Consider the following 18,691-nt stretch of genomic DNA (forward strand, 5'->3'; position numbering starts at 1 on the left):
GTGGAGCCGATGATCGGCACCATCGCCGCGGCGGTGGCGATGTTCGCCGGCACCAACATCGACGACATCGTCGTGCTGACCGTGCTGTTCGTCGCCTCCGCCAGCGGGGGCCGGCCGCGGCCCTGGCAGATCGTCGCCGGCCAGTACCTCGGCCTGATCACCCTCGTCGCGATCAGTGTGGTCGCCGCCCTGGGGTTGGTGATCGTGCCCGAGGACTGGGTGGGGTTGCTCGGGTTGCTGCCCCTATCGCTGGGGATCTGGGGACTGATCCGGGGCCTGCGCGACGACGGTGACGGTGAACCCGCGGTGGCGGCGACCGGGCTGGCCAGTGTCGCCGCCATCACCATCGCCAACGGCGCCGACAACATCGCCGTCTACACCCCGGTCTTCCGCACCCTCGGTGCGCCGCAGACCGCGGTCACCATCGCCGTGTTCCTGGTCTGCGTCGGACTCTGGTGCGCCGCCGGCAGACTGCTCGGCACCCACAAGAAGGTCATCGCCACCCTCGAGCGGGTCGAGCACTGGCTCGTGCCCGCGGTGTTCATCGGCCTGGGCGTGATCATCCTGCTCGAATCCGGTGTCCTCGGCCGCCTGACCGCCGCCCTGACATGACCGACACCCGCTGGCGCGGCGGCGCCCTGATCCGGCCCGGGATCCTCGCGTTCGCCGGGTCGATCGGGGCCACCGACACCCACGCCCACCACGCCGCCCAGGTCATGACCGCAGACACACCGCTCACCGTCGCCGACGAGGCCGGGGCCCGGCACTGCGGCACCGCGATCGTCGTGCCACCCGACACCGCTCATCGCATCGCGACCGGAGCGCCGACCGGTGCGGTGGTGTTCCTCGACCCGGACACCGCGGCCGGCCGCGCCGCCGGCCACCGAGCCCACCGATTCGGCTGGGCTGGAGGACCACCACTGCCCGCACCCGCCACCGTCGACGGCGGTCTCGGCGCCCTGGTCGCCGACGTGGTCGGCGCGCTGGTCCCGGATTCCGCCCCCGACCCACCGGACCGGCACCGGTCGGTGACCGCGGCATTGGAGCTGCTGCCCACGCTCGTCGCCGACGGACCGGTCACCACCAGCGACCTCGCCGACCGTGTGGGTCTGTCCACCAGCCGGCTCACCCATCTTTTCAGTGAGCAGGTCGGACTCCCGCTGCGCCGCTACGTGCTCTGGACCCGCCTGATGATCGCCGTCACCGAGGTAGGGGCCGGACGCGATCTCACCACCGCCGCCCACGCCGCCGGGTTCGCCGACAGCGCCCACCTGACCCGGACCTGCCGGGACACCTTCGGGCTGCCCCCGTCCGCGCTGAGCCGCACCGTCGCCTGGGACACCACCCCGCGCCGATAGCCGAATCGTTCAAGCCCGCACCCCTACTCGGCGGCCACGATCGAGCACATGCCCACTCTCACCCACACCCCGGTGCACCAGCTGGCCCGCTACGGGTACGCACCGTTCCTGCTGATCGGACTCAACGGCATCGGGATCGCCCTCACCGCCGCCGGAACCCCGAAAATCCTGCTGCTGCTGGTGCTGGCCACCGCGATCGGCGCGTCGTTCCTCGTCGAACGGGTCATCCCCTACGCCCCGGAATGGAATACCGACCACCAGGACACCACCCGGGACCGCATCCACGTCGCGGTGAACGAAACCCTCATCCTGGCCAGCGTCGCCGCGATCCCGGCGCTGGCCGCGATCGTGCCCGCACCCGGGATCTGGCCGCAGCAATGGCCGCTGCTGCTGCAGGTGCTCGCCGCGATCCTGATCGCCGACCTCGGGATCACCCTGGTGCACCTGGCCAGCCACAAGATCGGGGTGCTGTGGCGGTTCCACGCCGTCCACCACAGCATCACCCGCTTCTACGGCCTCAACGGGCTGATGAAACACCCCCTGCACCAAACCGTCGAAATGGCCGCCGGGGTCGCCCCGCTGATCCTGCTCGGCCTCCCCGTGGAGGTCGCCTCCGTCCTCGCCCTCGCCGTCGCGATCCAACTGCTCCTGCAGCACTCGAACGCCGACTACCGCGTCGGCCCCGCCACATACGTCCTCGCCCTCAACGAGGGCCACCGCTTCCACCACCTCAAATGGGCCGGCGTCGGCGACGTCAACTTCGGCCTGTTCACCCTGATCTGGGATCACCTGCTGCGCACCTACTCCTACGACCCGGCCCGCCGCTTCACCAGCGACCACCTCGGGATGGCCGCCAAACCCGACTACCCGACCGGCTACCTCCGGCAGCTGAGTTACCCCTTCACCGCCGCCGGCGGCTGCCACCCCACCCCCACACCGAGTCCCTCGTCGACCGACCGTTCGGTAGGGATACGCAGTCGGCGCTGCCCGTAGGCGGCGGCCTCCTCGAGCACGGTTCGGGAGCCGCAGGTCCGGCGCAGCACCGCCTCGATCCGGGCGACCAGAGGGCTTGACGACGTAGTCGTCGCCGCCGAGCCGAAGCCCCATCACCCGGTCGTTTTCACCGGCCTTGGCGGTGAGCATCACGATGGGGACATCGTCCGCCTTGCGGAGCAGCCGGGCCATCCTTCGCTGCGCAGGTCGAGGGCGCGGCGGCCGTCGCCCGCCTCGAGCACGGTGTAGCCCTCCCGCTCGAGGTAGTCGCGCACCAGGCGCGCAGTTTCACCTCGTCGTCGATGATCAGCACCGTTGCGGTGGTCATGACCGCCCAGTGACCGGTGCGGCGCTGGCGGGCGGGGTGCGTGGGAGGGCGGGGAGGTCGAGGGGTGAACCGGCGGAGCCGGTTGGCGTTGCTCACCACCGACAGCGAGGAGGGTGCCGGACCATGACCTACGCAAACGAGGTAACAGGTCTCGACAAGTCGTTCGGTGCCGCGGCGGTGTTGCGCGCGTCGAACGGTACCAAGGTGGCGGCCCGCGATATTGCCGGATTGGCTCAGGCTTGGTAGGCCACGCCCCTGCCGAGGACGCGGATGCCGACGCGATCGCCCGGAGTGAGGGCGGTGGCACCGAAGCGGCGGACGGTGACCCGTTCGGAGACGACGCCGTCCGCGTTGTCGAGGCGTATGCCGAGCAGCATCTCCGACCCGAGGTATTCGACGTCGACGACCGTCCCGGTTACGCCTGCGCCGTCCGCGGTGAGTTCGATCTGCTCCGGCCGCACCATGACTCGGGCGCTCCCGCGGACGCCGTTCGCGGCCACGGCCACGTCGCCGAGGGCGCAGCGGGCCCGGCCGCCGTCGACGTGCGCCGACAACACGACGGCGTCACCGATGAACTCCGCGGTGGGGACGTCGATCGGGGTGGAATAGATTTCGCGTGGGGTACCGATCTGGGCGAGGCGACCGGTGCTCATCACCGCGACCCGGTCGGCGAACGACAGCGCCTCGGGCTGGTCGTGGGTGACGAGGATGGTGGTGATCCCCGCCTTCGCGAGCACGTCCGCGACGATCCTGCGGGTGTTCGCCCGCAGCCCGGCGTCCAGTGCGGAGAACGGCTCGTCGAGCAGCATGAGTTCGGGTTCGCGGGCCAGCGCCCGCGCGAGTGCCACCCGCTGCTGCTGCCCGCCCGACAGCTGGTCGGGTCGCCGGGACGCGTACGACGGGTCCAGCGACACCATCTCCAGGAGCCCGGCGATCGTCGCCGCGGTGCGGGCCCGGCGGGGCAGCCCGAACCCGACATTCGCGCCGACCGTGGCGTGCGGGAACAGCGCGCCGTCCTGGGCCACGTACCCCACCGACCGCCGGTGCGCCGGCGCCCAGCCACCGCCCGCGACGACCCGACCGGCTAGTGCGATGGTGCCGGCATCCGGCTTCTCGAAGCCCGCGATCAGGCGGAGCAACGTGGTCTTGCCGCAACCCGACGGCCCCACGATCGCCGTCGTGGATCCCGCCTCGACGGCGAACGCGACGTGCCGGAGGACCGCCGCGGCGCCGAACGACTTGTCGAGTCCGTCCACTTCGAGTGCGTATGTCATAGTCCCGCTACCTTTTTCGACTGGGAGAAGAGCACGTAGGTCATGGGCAGCGACAACACGATCATGATCAGTGCGTACGGCGCGGCGCCGGCGTAGTCGATCTCGCTGCTCAGCGACCAGAACCGCATGGACAGGGTGCGGGTACCGGTGGGCGCCAGCAACAGGGTGGCGGTCAGCTCGTTGACGATCCCCAGGAACACCAGGGCCCCGCCCGCCGCCGTGGCCGGGGCGGCCAGCCGCAGCGTGACCCGGAAGAAGGCCGACAGCGGCGAGACACCCAGCGACTGCGCCGCCTCCTCGAGCCCGACGGGCGCCTGCGCGAGTCCGGCCCGGAGGTTCACCAGGGCACGCGGCAGGAAGAGCAGCGCGTAGCCCGCGATCACGACGGCCACGCTCTGATAGAGCGGGTGGAGGTAGCGGATGGAGACGGTGACCAACGCCAGTGCCACCACGATGCCGGGCAGCGAACTCGAGATGTAGGTGCCGCCCTCGAGGAAGCGGCTGAACCGACCGCGGCGGCGGATCGAGATCCAGGCGATCGGGAAGGCAAGTACACACGTCACGACGGCGCCGGCGATGCCGAACCCGAGAGTCTGTACCAGCGCGGACGCGACGGCGTCCCACTCCCAGACCGCGCTCCCACCGATGACGAGCCACCGCAGGACACTGACCACCGGGACACCGACGGACGCCGCGATCAGCACCCCGAGGAACGCAAGCACCATCGGCGAGTACCGCCACCCGAGTTCGGCGGGCACGACCCGGCGGGCCGCACCCGACCCGATCCGGGCGTACCGGGCGCTGCCGCGGACGACCGATTCGATCACCAGCAGGGTCAGGCACAGCAGCACCAGGACACCGGCCAGCATCGTCGCCGCGGTCCCGTTGAACGTCGACTGATACTGCTCGAAGATCGCCGTCGTGAACGTGTCGAACCTGATGAAGACGAAGGCGCCGTATTCGGCGAGAAGGTGCAGCGACACCAGCAACGCCCCGCCGGCGATGGCGAGGCGCAGCTGCGGCACCACGACGCGGAAGAACACCGCCCACGGCCCGACGCCGAGTGCTCGCGCCGATTCCTCGACGGCCGGATCCAACCGGCGCAGTGTCGCGGCCGCCGGAATGTAGACGAGGGGGAAATACGAGAGGGTCGCGATGAGAACGCCGCCGGGCAGCCCGCCGAGGGAGGGAACCGCCGTCACCCAGGAATAACTGTTCACGAACGCCGGAACGGCCAGAGGCGCCGCGAGAAGCACCGCCCACACCTTCGCCCCCGGCACCCGGGTGCGCTCGACGAGCCAGGCGGCGAGGACGCCGACAATGACGCAGATCGGGACCGTGACCACGACCAGCAGCACGGTGTTCGACAGCAATTCGCGTACCCGGGGTCGGAACAGCAACGCCGACGCGGTGTCCCAGCCCGTGGCGATGCTCGCCGCGATCACGTACCCGAGCGGAATGAACGACGCGGCCACCACGATCACCGCGGCGACCGCCAAGGGGAGTGGCATGCCCGGCCGGGCGGTCGGGCGACGCGCCCTGTCCGCGTCTCCCGACCGCGCTCGGCCGATCAGTGCGAGATTCAGAGCAAACCGGCTTCCGTCATGAGCTCGGTGACCTGCGGGCTGTTGAGCTTCGCGGGGTCGACCTGCGGGGCCTGCAGCTCGGCGAGGGGAACCAGCTTCGGATTCGCGGGCACGCCACTGCCCACCGTGTACTCGAACGACGTACCGGTCTGCAGGACGTCCTGCCCCTTCTGGCCGGTGACGAACTTCAGGAACTGCTGCGCCGCATCCTGCTTCGTGCTGGACTGCAGGACACCGCCACCGGAGACGCTGACGAACGCCCCCGGATCCTCGTTCTTGAAGTAGTGCAGAGCGACGTTGTTGCTGTTCTCACCGGTCTTGGCCTGATCACCGAACCAGTAGTAGTGGTAGATCACCCCGCCCGGGATCTCCCCGGCGTTGACGGCCTTCATCACCGCGCCGTTGCCCTTGTAGGTGCGGACGTTCTCCTTCATCCCGGCCAGCCACGCCCGGGTGGCGTCCTCACCCTTCAGCTCGAGCAGCGCACTGACGATGGCCTGGAAATCGGCGCCCGACGGGGACGCAGCCCAGCGGTCCTTCCAGGCGGGATCCTGCAGGTCGAGCAGCGACTTCGGCAGCTGGTCCTGGGGCAGCGTGTCCTTGTTGTACGCGAATACGGTGGAGCGGGCCGCGATCCCGGTCCACTTGCCGCTCGACGGCCGGTACTGGCTCGGGACCTGGTCGAGGACGTCCTGGTTCACGTCGGCGAAGAGCCCGGCGTTCTCCACCAGCGTCATGGCCGGGGAATTCTCCGTGAGAAACACGTCGGCCGGCGACTGGTCACCCTCGGCCACGAGCTGGTTGCCGAGCTCGGTGTCACTACCGTTGCGCAGTTCCACCTCGATGCCGGTCTCCGCCGTGAAGGCGTCAGCCCACTCCTGGGACAACGATTCGTGCTGCGCGTTGTACACGGTGATCTGGTTGGCGGCGCCCGAATCGGTCCCGTTGTCCGAACCGGAATCCGAGCACCCTGCCACCATCAGCACCGCGGCGGTGGCGAGCGCCACCCCCGACATCAGTCCGATCCGCATCCTCATCGTCCGTCCTCTTCCGCAGCGGGACCAGTCCCAGCCGTCATTAGGAAAATGATGCTACCCACAGGATTGGCAAACCTAAATTGCCGCGCAGGGCGCACCGAGTTGAGGATCGCCCGGGACCGAGCGCCCGACCGTCGCGCGGACGACCGACGCTCATTCGCCCGTCTGCGATGACGCGCTGGTTCGAACCAGAGATCGATGCGATCCGGCTCCCGTGAGAGTCGACAGCACGGCACCGCGCCGTCGGCGCAGGCCGAGTACGAATGTCACCGCCTGCCAATAGAGGATGCCGACCAGAATCGACAGCGCCAGCGCCAACCAAGGATGGTCGTCGCGCAACGGCAGATACACCTGGAAATGTGTCAGGTAGATGTAGAGGGACGCACTCGCCAACACCCCTGCCACTCGGCTCAGCATCGTCGGGCAGGGGACGGATTTGAGCCACACCAGCAGGCAGAGCCCACCGACGATGATGATCTCCCGCCGAGTCTCACCGAAGAAGAACCCGGGAACCGTGGCCACGACCACCGCGGTGACGCAGAGTCGATGCCAGACGGTCGTCGACTTGGCGGCTGCCCAGCCGAGGGCGAACAACCAGAAGACCACCGGCGCGGTCAGGATGCGATTGCGGGTGTCGTCGACGTCGACCAGTCCGTACCGGGTGAGCAGGCCGAGGGCCACGAACCCCATCGCGAACCAGAACGGGTACCTGCGCTCGATGCGGTCGACGAGCGGTATGGAGAGCACCGCGGCGGCGGCGAGCACGATGTACACGATCGCCTCGACGAACCAGTATCGCCACTCGGCGGACCACCCGTCCGGACCGAAGATTCCGTTGAGCAGGAACGCACTGGTGATGCGGTAGTCCCCGGTGAGGGCGATGACGGACCCGATCCACACCATGCTGGGAACGGCGATCCGGGCGACGCTCCCGAGTGTGTGGCGGACACGGTCGGTCCGTTCGGCTGCGCCGAGGTGGAAGCGTGCGAAGTTGTAGCCCGCGATCCCGAGGAGCACGTGCGCTCCGCCGAGCAGCGTGAACAGGTGAATGTGCGAGCCCGCGATCAGCACGATCGCCACCGCGCGGAGCAGGACGTTGGTTTCCACCCTCCGCCAGCGGTGTCGCCGCGGAGCCGCTGCGAAGTCCCCGACACGGGTGGTGTGCCAGTTCTCGGGGAGATAGCCGAGCATCTCCTCGAGTCGCAGGGACATCCGCACATAGGACAGGGAATCGCCGCCCAGGCTCACGAACGTGCTGTCATCGGTGACGTGCGTGCAGCGGAGGATGTCGGCAAACAACGCCCGTACGGCGCCGGTGTCGGGGCCTGTGGTCGATTGCGTGGCCCGCGGTCGTTCGGACGCGTGTGCCAGCTCGGCGACGGCGCGGAGATCGGGTTTTCCCGTGGAGGTCCGCGGAAGCTCGTCGACGGGGCACACCCGGATGGCCGCGACGGGAAGACCCGAGGCCCGGGCGGTCGCGTGCCGGACCGTATCCACATCGCCCCAGTTCTGGACGGCCACGATCAACTCGTCCGTTCCGCCCGCGCAGCAGGCCGTCAGCCCGTGCTGCGCGAGTGCCGACTCGACGTGCTGCAGGTCGATCCGCAGTCCGAAGACCTTGGCGAACCGGCTTCGGCGACCGACCACCTCGTACAACCCGTCACCCGTCTGCCGGGCGAGGTCACCGGTCCGGAGTTCGCCGCCGAGGGTGTCACCGAGGCGCAGGTCCTCGGGGGTGTGGGCGTAGCCGAGCATCACGTTCGGCCCCGCGTAGATCAGCTCACCGGCGCCGTCCGGGGCGTCGGCGACCGGTTCGAGCCGGAAGGATCCGCCGGGAACCGGCCGGCCGATCGACAGCGGGTGGGTGGCGGCGAGTTCCGCTGGTAGATACGCCATCCGGGCCGTCGCCTCCGTCTGCCCGTACATGACGAACAACTCCCAGCCCCGCCGTCGACCCAGATCCGCAAAGGCCCGCACCCGGTCCGGTGCCAGCCGCCCACCGGCCTGCGTGATGTACCGCAGGTCGGGCAGATCCAGTTCGTCGAACCCGATCCGGTCGAGGAGATCGAAGGTATACGGCACACCCGCGAAGCTGGTGCCGCGGTGGGCCTTGACGAGGTCCCAGAACCCGGGGTCGGTGACCGAGTGGGTCGTGAGGATCAGGGCGGCGCCGCGGAGGAGGTGGCTGTGGATGACCGATAACCCGTAGCAGTAGTGCATGGGCAGCGTCGTCACAGCACGGTCGGTGCCCTGGATGTCGAGGTAGTCCGCGATCGACTCGGCATTGGCCTGCACGTTGCGGTGCGAGAGGCGGACGAGTTTCGGTGATCCGGTCGATCCGGAGGTGCTCAGCAGCAGCGCGAGGTCGGGGTGCAGCAGGTGCGCGGAGCGCTCACGGAGCTCCTCGACCACCGTGCGCCCGTCGGCGCTGCGCACCACGACGTCGGGTCGGTACGCGGCGATCAGGGCCTCGAGGCTATCGGGATTGTCGCCCGGTGCCAGCAACACCGGATGCCCGGCGAACAGGGCCGAGAGATAGGTGATGCTCAGATCGATCTCGTTGCTGCCGGCGACCAACACCAGACGTCGGGTCCCGCCGAGCCGTGAGGCCACCCGCTCGACGCGTTCTGCCAGTTCACGGTAGGTCACCGTCTCGCCCGGCGTGATCAGCGCCGGAGAGTCACCGAATCTTCCCAGCTCGCGCGGGAAGCGCACACCGGGGCGCTCTACATGGACGGACGAGCTGGACACCGACCGAGTCTATAAGGCATGCCGTACCTAACACGCTCGGTGGTGGCGTCGCGATGACCACCGCGCGGGTGGCGTTCCACCAGGGTGCCCCGTCCGGGCCGATCATTGTGGACTCCCGCGGCAGGACTGTTCTTCGGGGACGCTGCTCGCCACCGGCGCCGCTGGCCATGGCCGCCCGACCACCGTGCAGGACGGTACCCACCATGTCAGACCCATTTCGAGCCGCGCGTTGTTCCAGGCGCATGCAATCAACCGCAGCAGTTATCCGAACACGGGTTCCTCTGAGTGGCCTCGGTAGGCGCCCTTGACGTAGACGACGAGGCGGGTCTCCGGAGAGCTTTCCAACGCATCGGTGCTATCTGGTGTGTCCTCGAGTCGGTCCAGCCTGCGTATCCTGCCGCCCACGGTTCAGCCTGGCACGCTGGTGGATTCGATCCCTGGCGCCAATCCGGTGCGGCCTGGGCGCGGGTGTATTCGTCGTCGCTGAGCCGGATGGTTATGCGGTGGGCGGGGCCGGGGGTGGGTTGCTGGTTCAGTTCGTGCTGGAGGGTTCGCGCACGGGTGACGCCCGGGAAGGGGGTGCGTGATGTTCGACAGATTCGCCGATCAGGCCCGCCGGGTCGTCGTCCTCGCCGCCGGCGGCCCCGCAGTCGCAGCACTGACCTCATACGGGGTATCACCGCACCCACCCTCGACAACACACTCGACACCGTCAGCACCGGTACCAGCTCCGATCCCGCCGGGCACCTTCCGATCACCGGAGAAAACGGAGAAAGTCCTCCAAGGCGCCCTGCGCCAGACGCCCTGCTCCGGCACGAGGAGATCGGCACCGACCACCTACTCCTGGCCCTGCTCACCCGGAGCCTCACCGACCTCGCACCCCTCAACATCAGTGAGATGCGCGAGCACCACTCGGTGGCCGGACTGCTCTCACACCTGAGCGGAACAAATATCGACTGGGCGCTCACCGCTGTGTTCGCCACCACCGCAATTTCCGGATCACTCCTCGCCGGACACTTCGGCACCGCTACATCCCCGACTTCGGCAATCGGAACCCGGCGCGCTGCGCTACGCGTCGACACCAGCCGACTCCAACGATGGTTCGGCTACCTCGTCTTCGCCGTCGCCACGTACATCCTGGTCGACTCGACGATCCTCCATTGACGGACATGTCCGAGGACCGCAAGCACAACCGAGAAAGAATGCCTTTGCGGGCGGCGAGGCCTGGCGACGAACCGACCGGGACCTGGCCGCTCTGCTACGACGGCCTCACCCGGGTTTCCCGGCCGGTCCACCGCTTGTCGCGATTGATTTTGTCTCCGCCTGCGGATCCCGGTGCGTCAACTGATTGTGAGAAAGTCGCCGGTGCGGGTGACGGCGTAGGTGGGGAGGGGCTCCTGGGCGGGTCGGCGGACGACGGAGCCGTCGGTGATGGAGTAGCGGCTGCCGTGGCAGGGGCAGTTGATGGTGCCGTCGCGGACCTCGGACACGTTGCAGCCCTGGTGGGTGCACACCGCCGAGAAGGCCCGGAACACGCCCGCTTGCGGCTGTGTGAGGACGAGTTGTTGCGCAGGGAGGACGATTCCGCCGCCGACCGGGACATCGGAGACGGCAATTCGGGCGGTATCGGTGGTGGATCGGTCGGAGGTGGCCGCCCCGGCGCTGCATCCGGCGGCGGCGAGGCATCCGGTGGCACAGGTGGCGGCGAGGAAGGTTCGGCGGGGCATCCCTGTGGGCGACGGGAGGGTGCTCATGCGGGCACCGCCAGGGCGGTGACGAACATCAGGAGCATTCCGGCGCCGATGCCGGCGAGCACCCACGGCCCCGCAGCGGTGCGGTCATCGCTTCGCAGGGACGGGGCGATCTGGATGATCACCTGGATGATGGCGCCGACCCCGACACCGAGCAGCAGCGCGGAGACCTCGGTGTTGCCGACCCCGGCGCCGAGGACGGCGCCGAGGATGGCCGGTGCGCCGGCGAGCATCCCCAGTCCCAGGAGCGTGATCACCTGGGTGCGCCGACGGGTGAGCGGGGCGACGATGGCCAGGCCCTCGGTGGTGTTGTGCAGGGTGAAGCCGAGCACCAGGAAGGCCCCGAGGGCGAGTTCCCCGACCGCGTACGCCGATCCGATCGCCAGCCCCTCCCCGAGGTTGTGCAGCCCGATCCCGGCCGCGATCATGACGGCCAATCGCAGACCGGACGCTCCGGCGGCGTCGGCGTGCGCCCGGCGGGCCCGCAGGAATCGGTCGATTCCCATCAGGGTGAGGAAGGCCGCCGCGGCGCCGAGGACGACCAGGGCGGTCCCGCCGAAGGCACCGCCGGACTGGGATGCCAGCTCGAATCCCTCGCTGGCACCGTCGAAGGCGAGGAACGCGAGCAGGCCGACGGTGACGGCGAGGACGAACCGGACCACGTCGGCGCTCACCCGGCGCAGCACCGGGAGCAACAGCATGCCCAGCAGCACCGGGATGATCCCCACATAGGTGCCGAGCAACGCCATCGTGACGAAGAAGTCGGCCCCGGGTGCGGGGGTGTCCACCGCGGCGGGGATTTCGTGTTCGATGACCAGACCGGTGTTGGTCAGCATCGAGATCAGATACGGCTGACCGGTGATCCACGGGTAGTCGAGCGTGATCGTCTCGGACGCCAGCCGCCCGAGCGGCTCCTCGGCGCCGACGACGTCGACGAATGCGTCGTTGACGAACACCTGCGCGACGGTGACCGGATCGGGGCCGACGTTGCGCAGAGTCAGGCTGATCTGCCCCGGCTCGAGGACGGTGCGTTCGATCGCGATGTCCTCGATCGGGGGGCCGGCGCGCTCGGGCAGGCTCTGCGCGGCCAGCATCGCCAACGCCGCCAGCGCGGCGACGATGATCGCCACGACACCCACGCCGCGGATCCACACTCCGGCGCGGGGTGCGTCGGGGCGTTCGGCGGGTGATTCGGTCTCGGTGACCGACGCCTGGCCGGGGTCCTGCGGCGGCACCGCGGTACGGTCCGGGTTGTCCGACGTCGCCGGACCTGGGGTGGGGGTCATTCGGTCACCTCGAAGAATCCCATCCAGCCCAGGTCGGCGAACTCGGTCTTGTGGGCGTGGAACATGTATTTGCCCGGATGCGGGAACCGCATCTCGCAGATTCCGCGCTGGCCCTGGGCCTGGACGATGGTGTCGGTGAACTCGGCCGGCTCGAGCCGGGTCCCCGTCGGGTAGTAGTCGAAGAAGTTGCCGTGCACGTGGAAGCTGTTGATCGGGTCGTACTCGAGCACGTTGACCAGGTAGATCCGCACCAACTCACCACGTTTGACCTGCACGGGCTCGTGCATGTAGTGGAACGGGATGCCGTTGACCGCGTAGAGCTGGTTGCCTTCCCCGTCGAAGGTGGTGTTGTAGCCGTGCATCACCATCACCATCTCGTCGGCCGGGGGCCGTCCCTGCGGCGGGTCGATGACGAAGGTGCCGTACATGCCGCGGGCGATGTGCTCGGCGAGCGGGCTGACGTGGCAGTGATACAGGTGCAGCCCGAACGGGGTGGCGTCGAATTCGTAGGTGAAGGATTCGCCGGGTTCGATGATGCCCCGGCCCACCCCGGGGATCCCGTCCATCTCCGCGGGGTGGATGCCGTGGAAGTGCATCGTGTGCGGATGCGCGGACCCGTTGGTGAACCGCACCCGCAGCCGGTCGCCCTCGGTGCACCGCAGGGCCGGACCCGGTACCCGCGAATTGAACGTCCACGCCGGAAAGAAGACACCGGGCGCGACTTCGATCTCCTCGTCACCGGCGAAGACCTCCCACTCGCGCAGCGTGCGCCCGTCCGGCAGCACGGAGGTCGTGCCGTAGTCGAAATCACGCAGCAGGGCGGTGGGATGAAATCCATTCGCCGCGTGGTCGACCTGCTGGCCGAGTCGGAAGGTCGCCCCACTGCTTCCACCACCGTGACCGGCGGTGGCTGCGCTGTGGGACGAATGGTCCGGTCCGGCGCCGGCGTTTGCTCCGGGATGGTGCTCGTTCGGTGATTGCGTCAGTTTTCCCGCCCCCAGCACCAGCCCGGCGGACCCCGCCAGCGCCCCGCCGAGCAGCAACTGACGGCGCGACGGCGCGCTCATTGCCCCGTCTCCGGCCGGTCGGCAACCACATCTCGCACATCGATGAGCCTCATCACATCGTAAAGTTTGGCATGCCGAACTCAGAACTTCAAAGTTCCGAATATATTCTGGGCCGGGTGCTCTGTCGGCTGCCCGACTGCCGCCCCCCTGATTGCCGACGCCCCGGCGGCTGAGCTGGGACTGCAGGAGGGAGCATCGATCGCCGCCGGGCACTCCCGCCACCCGTCCGCCGTGGGTGGTTCACCACCGGATCGGCCGGGCCCTGGCAGGAGCCGGCGCCTCGATCGGCTACTGCTGTCGCGGGGTGTGCGAGCGCAGCCCGCTGGGGGCCTCGATGTCGGGTTTCCGGTCCGTGCGCCTGCCCGTAGCGCTCGACGGTTGATCGGCGGCGTCGACGGGGGATGGGCAGCAGTCGCAGCCATCGTCGGCGCTCTGGCCGTCGCGGGCAGCCGAGTTCGGCATGGTCAGCGGCAGCAGTGTCGGTGTGCGTCCCGCAGGCGCGGCAGGCGCGGTGCGCTGGGCCGGGGCCGCGGCCGCGGCGGGGGGACAACAGGGGTCACCGAGGACGTGGTCGGAGGCTGCGACGCTCACGTGCACGGCGCCGGTGGTGGTGGGGGCGGCGGTCAGCCCGGGCAGGGTGGTGGCGCGGGCGGCGCGGATGGCGTTGCCGATCACGAGGACCTCGGCGAGTTCGTGGATGAACACCACGGTGGCCAGGCCGAGGACGCCGGTGGCGGCCAGCGGGATCAAGATCCCGATGATGGCCAGGGACAGGCCGATGTTCTGCAGCATGATGGTCCGGGCCCGCCGCGCGTGCGCCAGCACCTGGGGGAGGTGCCGCAGGTCTTCGCCCATCAGGGCGACGTCGGCGGTTTCGATGGCCACGTCGGTTCCCATGGCGCCCATCGCGATGCCGATGTTCGCGGTGGCCAGGGCGGGGGCGTCGTTGATGCCGTCGCCGACCATCGCGATCCGGCGGCCGCGCGCGAGGGTCGGCAGCAGCGTGGCCTTGTCCTCGGGGAGCAGTTCGGCGTGCACGGTGGTGATGCCGGCCTCGGCGGCGAGGCTGTGGGCGGTGCGGTCGTTGTCCCCGGTCAGCATCGCCACATCGATGCCGAGTCCGCGTAGCCGGTGGATCGCCTCGGGTGCCTCGGGGCGTAGTTCGTCGCGGACGGCGATCGCCGCGATCACGGTCGCATGCTGTTCGAGCAGCACCACGGTGGCGCCCTCGCCCTGCAGGCGGGCGACCGGGTCGGCGAGCGGCCCGGGATTGATCCAGCCGGGTTTGCCGAGCCGGAGTCCGATGCCGGCGAGGGTGCCGTGCAGGCCGTGGCCGGGGACCGCGGTGACGTCGTCGGCCGGGGTGATGTCCGGTCCGGCGGCGGTCAGGATCGCCTGGGCGAGGGGGTGTTCGCTGCGGGCCTCGAGCGCCGCTGCGGCGGCCAGCGCGGCCGGTTCGTTCACACCCGGGACGGTGACGGTGGCGATGACCTGCGGGGTGTTGCGGGTCAGGGTGCCGGTCTTGTCGAGGGCGACCACCCGGATCCGGCCGAGTTCCTCGAGGGCGGCGCCGCCCTTGATCAGGGCGCCGTGCCGGCTCGAGGCGCCGATCGCGGCGACCACGGTCAGCGGGACCGCGATGGCCAGGGCGCACGGGGAGGCGGCGACCAGCACGACCAGGGCCCGTTCGATCCACAGCATCGGATCGCCGAGCAGGGCACCGAGTCCTGCGACGAGGGCGGCGAGGATCATGATCGCGGGCACCAGGGGGCGGGCGATGGTGTCGGCGAGCCGCTGCCCGGCGCCCTTGCGGTCCTGGGCCTCTTCGACGATGTGCACGATGCGGGCCAGGGAGCTGTCGGCGGCGCGGGCGGTGACCTGCACCTCGATGGCGCCGCCGCCGTTGATGGTCCCGGCGTGCAGCTCGTCGCCGGGTCCGGCCTCGACCGGCACGGATTCGCCGGTGATCGCCGACAGATCGAGGCTGGTGCGGCCGGAGCGGATGATGCCGTCGGTGGCGGCCCGCTCCCCGGGGCGCAGCAGCAGCAGGTCCCCGAGCGCCAGTTCGTCCGGGGCCACCGAGAATTCGGTCCCGTCGCGCAGGATTGTCGCGGTCGGGGGCACCAGGGACAGCAGGGCGCGCAGCCCGCGTCGGGTGCGGGTGACCGCGTAGTGCTCGAGCCCCTCGGCGATGGAGAACAGGATCCCGAGCATCGCGGCCTCGGGGATCTGCCCGAGCGCGACGGCCCCGATCGCGGCGATCGTCATCAGCGTGCCGACCCCGATCCGGCGGTGGCGCAGCAGGTTCCGCAGCGCCCCGGGGACGAACGTCGTACCGGCGACGACGGCGGCGAGCAATTCCACTGCGGTCCCGATCGTGTCGGCACCGGACCGCCCGATCAGCCAGCCGGCGCCGAGCAGCACCGCGGCCGCGGCCGCCAATTGCAGCTCCCGCACCTGCCACCAACGCTCCGGCCCGTGATCGGGCTCCGCGACGGCGCCGTCGGTGTTCGAGGTCGGTGCTGGTCCGCAGCAGGCGTCAGACATGTTCGGGCTCCACCTTGTCGGAACTGCTCGCGGCGGCGGCCGGGGCCGCGGTGGGCTGGTCGCCGAGTACGGCGCCGACCAGCGCCCGGCCGCGCAGGGTGAGCGAGTACATCACCAGCCGGCCCTGTCGCCGCGAGGCCACCAGGTCGGCGATCTTGAGTTGCCGCAGATGGTGCGAGACGAGGTTCTGCGCCTGCCCGACCACCCACGCCATGTCACATACGCAGAGCTCACCGCCGGCCGCGAGCGCCGTCGCGATCGTCAACCGCGTCGGGTCGCCGAGCGCGCGGGCGGCGGCCGCGGCGGGTTCGATCCGGCTCGCCGCGGGAAGCCCGGCGCGGATCTGCTCGGCGTGCGGGAGGTCGAGACACAACAGGTCGCAGGTGTCGACAGGTTCCTCAGTCATATCAACATACTAACGGATATTGATATGAAGGATAGTCCCGATGTCGTGGGTGCGACCGGGGCGTCAGGCGGCCGCGGCGGCGATCTCCTCGGCCAGATCACCCGGAACCGGCATCGGCGTCATCAGCCCCGCCGAGACCCGCCCGGTGTTGCCCTCCGGATACCGGCCCAGCGCCGAGCCGGGGGCGGCCACGATGATCCGCACCACCTGGCCGAGGGCCTCGCGGCGGTCGTGCTGGCGCAGGGCCAGCCGAAACATCGCCACGTGATTGCGGGTGTGCAGCCACGGATACGGCTGCGACACGATGTGCGCCCGTTCCAGGTGCGCCCACCGCGCCTGCGCCTCACCGGCACCGGCCGCGGCAGTCATCTCCCGCTCGTACAGGACGCGAATCGACTCGGTCAGCTCAGTCATCTCAGTTCCCTTCCACATCAATATGATTCGGGTGGTCAGCAGCAACTGTCGTCGTCGGCGTCCGGGCACAGCGCCGGATCGACGGCGAGCACCAGCTCGAGCAGATCGCCGAGCGCGTGGCCGATCCGCGGATCCGCCAGCTCGTAACGCGTCCGCCGGCCCTCCGGTACGGCGACCACCAGCCCGCACCCGCGCAGGCAAGCCAGGTGGTTCGACAGGATCTGCCGCGACACCCCGATCTGCTCTGCCAGCTCGGACGGATACCCGGGTTCCTTCCTCAGGCTCAACAGAATTCGGGTGCGCGTCGAATCCGACAACGCGTACCCGAACCTTGACAGCGCATCTGCGTGCGTCACGGTGTCCACCACACCAACTGTACAGAGAAAACTGAATTCAGAAAAGGCTGAATCTTCGTTGCCGTCCGTCCCGGCGGCATCGGGTCAGGGCGCTGCCCGCGAACCATGGGCTTCACGGGCTTGACCAGTCGTCGTTCCGCCGCAGCTCACAGGGGCGCTCGCCGGCCCCCGGACCTCGCGCGATAACGCTGCTGCGCCTCGTGGGGGCCATGTGAAACAAGTGGATAGCGACACGGATGTGAAGGAAATGCATTAGCGTTACGGCGTGTCGTCTTGACTTGTCGCGCCGGTTCGCTTCGCCTCGCCGCCGAATGCCGGGCGTGACTGCACCGAAGGGACCTGCGATGCGCGGTATCACCACAGCAACGCTGATGGCCTGCATGAGAAGGCTGCCCACACTGGCGCTCGGGGCCTCGACGGCTGTGGTCGCGGTGGTCATCGCAGCACCACCCGCCTCCGCCGATACACCCGGCGACGCGGCCTCGCCGTCCGTGCTCGCCGCGACGCTGGCCGACGCGGTCGCCATGGCCACCGACGCCGCGCAACCGGACGTGGTGGTGGTCGATCCCAGCCGCTGGCAGAGGGTCGCGAATATCGCGGCCGCCAGCCTGGCGGGCGCCGAGGCGAGCGGCTCGTCCGCCGACACCCGGAACCTGCTCGCCGGATGTCTGAGCGGATTCGCCGCCACCGGGTCCGCCGCTTCCGATGTGCTCGGCGCCTGCGCCGACGAACTCGGCGCCGTCGACGGCGGCATCGCCCCCCGACTGGTTGCCGCACTTGAACTCGGTGATGTCTCCGAATCCGCCGGCCCCGGCTCGTTCGACCACACCCCCGCCGCTGACGAGGCGTCACCGGACTCGTCGTCCACCGAGTCCACCACGCCGAACCCGGACGAGGCCACCGGTGCCGGTTCGGGAACCGATGAGGCCCCGGCCGCCACCGAGGAGCAGAGCGAGCCCACCGACCCCACCGGTGTCGAGGCGCCCTCACCCGAGGCGAACACCGGCACCGGCACCCCGGACAACGCCGACGCCGCGAGCGGTGAGCAAGAGACCGAGGACGGTGCGGCGGCGGCCCCGCCGCGGCCGCGCACCTGGAGTCGCCCCGGGACCAAGGAGTTTGTGGCACCCAGTGCGGGCACCGTCACCTCCACCGTGGGGGATGGGCGCGGCCACGAAGGCATCGACATCGCGAACACGCTGGGGGCGCCGATCGTCGCGGTCGCCGACGGTGAAGTCATCGACGCCGGCCCGGCGCAGGGATTCGGGTTGTGGGTGCGGATCCGGCATGACGACGGCACCATCACCACCTACGGGCACAACAACGACAACCTGGTCGAGGTGGGGCAGCGGGTCAAGGCCGGACAGCAGATCGCCACCGTCGGCAATCGAGGCCAGTCGACCGGCCCGCACCTGCACTTCGAAATCGAAGACTCGGACGGGGAAATCGTGGACCCCGTCAAGTGGCTGGCCAAGCGCGGCGCCTCCATCGTCGGTCTCGACTGAGCGGCGTGCTCTTTCTCCGCAACCGGAGACAA

Annotated in this window: 16 protein-coding genes and 1 pseudogene; 6 read left to right on the forward strand and 11 right to left on the reverse strand. The window is 69.7% G+C overall.

What is annotated here, in order from left to right; all coding sequences use genetic code 11:
• Positions 1–9: 9 nt before the first annotated feature.
• The 4 genes from QM806_RS26090 to QM806_RS26105 all read left to right on the forward strand — a co-directional run bounded on the left by QM806_RS26090 (position 10) and on the right by QM806_RS26105 (position 2,925).
• Positions 10–612: a cadmium resistance transporter gene (locus QM806_RS26090; RefSeq protein WP_283293284.1), complete on the forward strand. Its 603-nt coding sequence runs from the start codon at positions 10–12 to the stop codon at positions 610–612.
• Entirely contained in the window at positions 609–1,358 is a 750-nt protein-coding gene (locus QM806_RS26095; RefSeq protein ID WP_283293285.1) for a helix-turn-helix domain-containing protein, read from the forward strand. The genes QM806_RS26090 and QM806_RS26095 overlap by 4 nt, the downstream gene beginning before the upstream one ends.
• Before the next feature lie 48 nt (positions 1,359–1,406).
• Entirely contained in the window at positions 1,407–2,351 is a 945-nt protein-coding gene (locus tag QM806_RS26100) for a sterol desaturase family protein (protein ID WP_283293286.1), read from the forward strand.
• Positions 2,352–2,802: 451 nt separating this feature from the next.
• The gene (locus QM806_RS26105; protein WP_283293287.1) at positions 2,803–2,925 is read left to right on the forward strand and encodes a hypothetical protein; all 123 of its coding nucleotides are present in this window, start codon (positions 2,803–2,805) and stop codon (positions 2,923–2,925) included.
• Here QM806_RS26105 and QM806_RS26110 read toward each other — a convergent pair.
• The 4 genes from QM806_RS26110 to QM806_RS26125 all read right to left on the reverse strand — a co-directional run bounded on the left by QM806_RS26110 (position 2,913) and on the right by QM806_RS26125 (position 9,327).
• Complete coding sequence (locus QM806_RS26110) at positions 2,913–3,953, reverse strand: ABC transporter ATP-binding protein (RefSeq protein ID WP_283293288.1); 1,041 nt, start codon at positions 3,951–3,953, stop codon at positions 2,913–2,915. The genes QM806_RS26105 and QM806_RS26110 overlap by 13 nt on opposite strands.
• Positions 3,950–5,464 (reverse strand): ABC transporter permease, encoded by a 1,515-nt coding sequence (locus tag QM806_RS26115; protein ID WP_283293289.1) that lies wholly within the window; start codon positions 5,462–5,464, stop codon positions 3,950–3,952. The genes QM806_RS26110 and QM806_RS26115 overlap by 4 nt, the downstream gene beginning before the upstream one ends.
• A 71-nt stretch (positions 5,465–5,535) precedes the next feature.
• Positions 5,536–6,576 carry an iron ABC transporter substrate-binding protein gene (locus QM806_RS26120; protein WP_283293290.1) on the reverse strand — a complete coding sequence of 347 codons (1,041 nt, stop codon included), beginning with the start codon at positions 6,574–6,576 and terminating at the stop codon, positions 5,536–5,538.
• A 153-nt stretch (positions 6,577–6,729) separates the two neighbouring features.
• The gene (locus QM806_RS26125; protein ID WP_502943888.1) at positions 6,730–9,327 is read right to left on the reverse strand and encodes an AMP-binding protein; all 2,598 of its coding nucleotides are present in this window, start codon (positions 9,325–9,327) and stop codon (positions 6,730–6,732) included.
• A gap of 909 nt (positions 9,328–10,236) precedes the next feature.
• Here QM806_RS26125 and QM806_RS26130 point away from each other — a divergent pair.
• Positions 10,237–10,491: pseudogene (locus QM806_RS26130) on the forward strand (hypothetical protein); the annotation flags it as partial.
• A 176-nt stretch (positions 10,492–10,667) separates the two neighbouring features.
• Here the strand turns inward: QM806_RS26130 and QM806_RS26135 are convergent.
• The 7 genes from QM806_RS26135 to QM806_RS26165 all read right to left on the reverse strand — a co-directional run bounded on the left by QM806_RS26135 (position 10,668) and on the right by QM806_RS26165 (position 17,163).
• Positions 10,668–11,081 (reverse strand): Rieske (2Fe-2S) protein, encoded by a 414-nt coding sequence (locus QM806_RS26135; protein WP_283293291.1) that lies wholly within the window; start codon positions 11,079–11,081, stop codon positions 10,668–10,670.
• Positions 11,078–12,364, reverse strand: a complete 1,287-nt coding sequence (locus QM806_RS26140; RefSeq protein WP_283293292.1) for a ZIP family metal transporter — start codon at positions 12,362–12,364, stop codon at positions 11,078–11,080. Before QM806_RS26140 ends, QM806_RS26135 begins: the two co-directional genes overlap by 4 nt.
• Entirely contained in the window at positions 12,361–13,431 is a 1,071-nt protein-coding gene (locus QM806_RS26145; protein ID WP_283293293.1) for a multicopper oxidase domain-containing protein, read from the reverse strand. The genes QM806_RS26140 and QM806_RS26145 overlap by 4 nt, the downstream gene beginning before the upstream one ends.
• Positions 13,432–13,719: 288 nt before the next feature.
• Positions 13,720–15,978: a heavy metal translocating P-type ATPase gene (locus QM806_RS26150; protein ID WP_283293294.1), complete on the reverse strand. Its 2,259-nt coding sequence runs from the start codon at positions 15,976–15,978 to the stop codon at positions 13,720–13,722.
• Complete coding sequence (locus tag QM806_RS26155; RefSeq protein ID WP_283293295.1) at positions 15,971–16,384, reverse strand: ArsR/SmtB family transcription factor; 414 nt, start codon at positions 16,382–16,384, stop codon at positions 15,971–15,973. Before QM806_RS26155 ends, QM806_RS26150 begins: the two co-directional genes overlap by 8 nt.
• Positions 16,385–16,447: 63 nt before the next feature.
• Entirely contained in the window at positions 16,448–16,798 is a 351-nt protein-coding gene (locus tag QM806_RS26160) for a DUF3703 domain-containing protein (RefSeq protein WP_283293296.1), read from the reverse strand.
• Between the two features lie 35 nt (positions 16,799–16,833).
• Positions 16,834–17,163, reverse strand: a complete 330-nt coding sequence (locus tag QM806_RS26165) for an ArsR/SmtB family transcription factor (protein WP_283293297.1) — start codon at positions 17,161–17,163, stop codon at positions 16,834–16,836.
• A gap of 335 nt (positions 17,164–17,498) precedes the next feature.
• Between QM806_RS26165 and QM806_RS26170 the strand changes: the two genes are divergently transcribed.
• Positions 17,499–18,659 carry a M23 family metallopeptidase gene (locus QM806_RS26170; RefSeq protein WP_283293298.1) on the forward strand — a complete coding sequence of 387 codons (1,161 nt, stop codon included), beginning with the start codon at positions 17,499–17,501 and terminating at the stop codon, positions 18,657–18,659.
• The last annotated feature ends 32 nt before the right edge of the window (positions 18,660–18,691 follow it).

Source organism: Rhodococcus sp. IEGM 1351 (assembly GCF_030056875.1).
Classification (GTDB): Bacteria; Actinomycetota; Actinomycetes; order Mycobacteriales; family Mycobacteriaceae; genus Rhodococcus_F; species Rhodococcus_F opacus.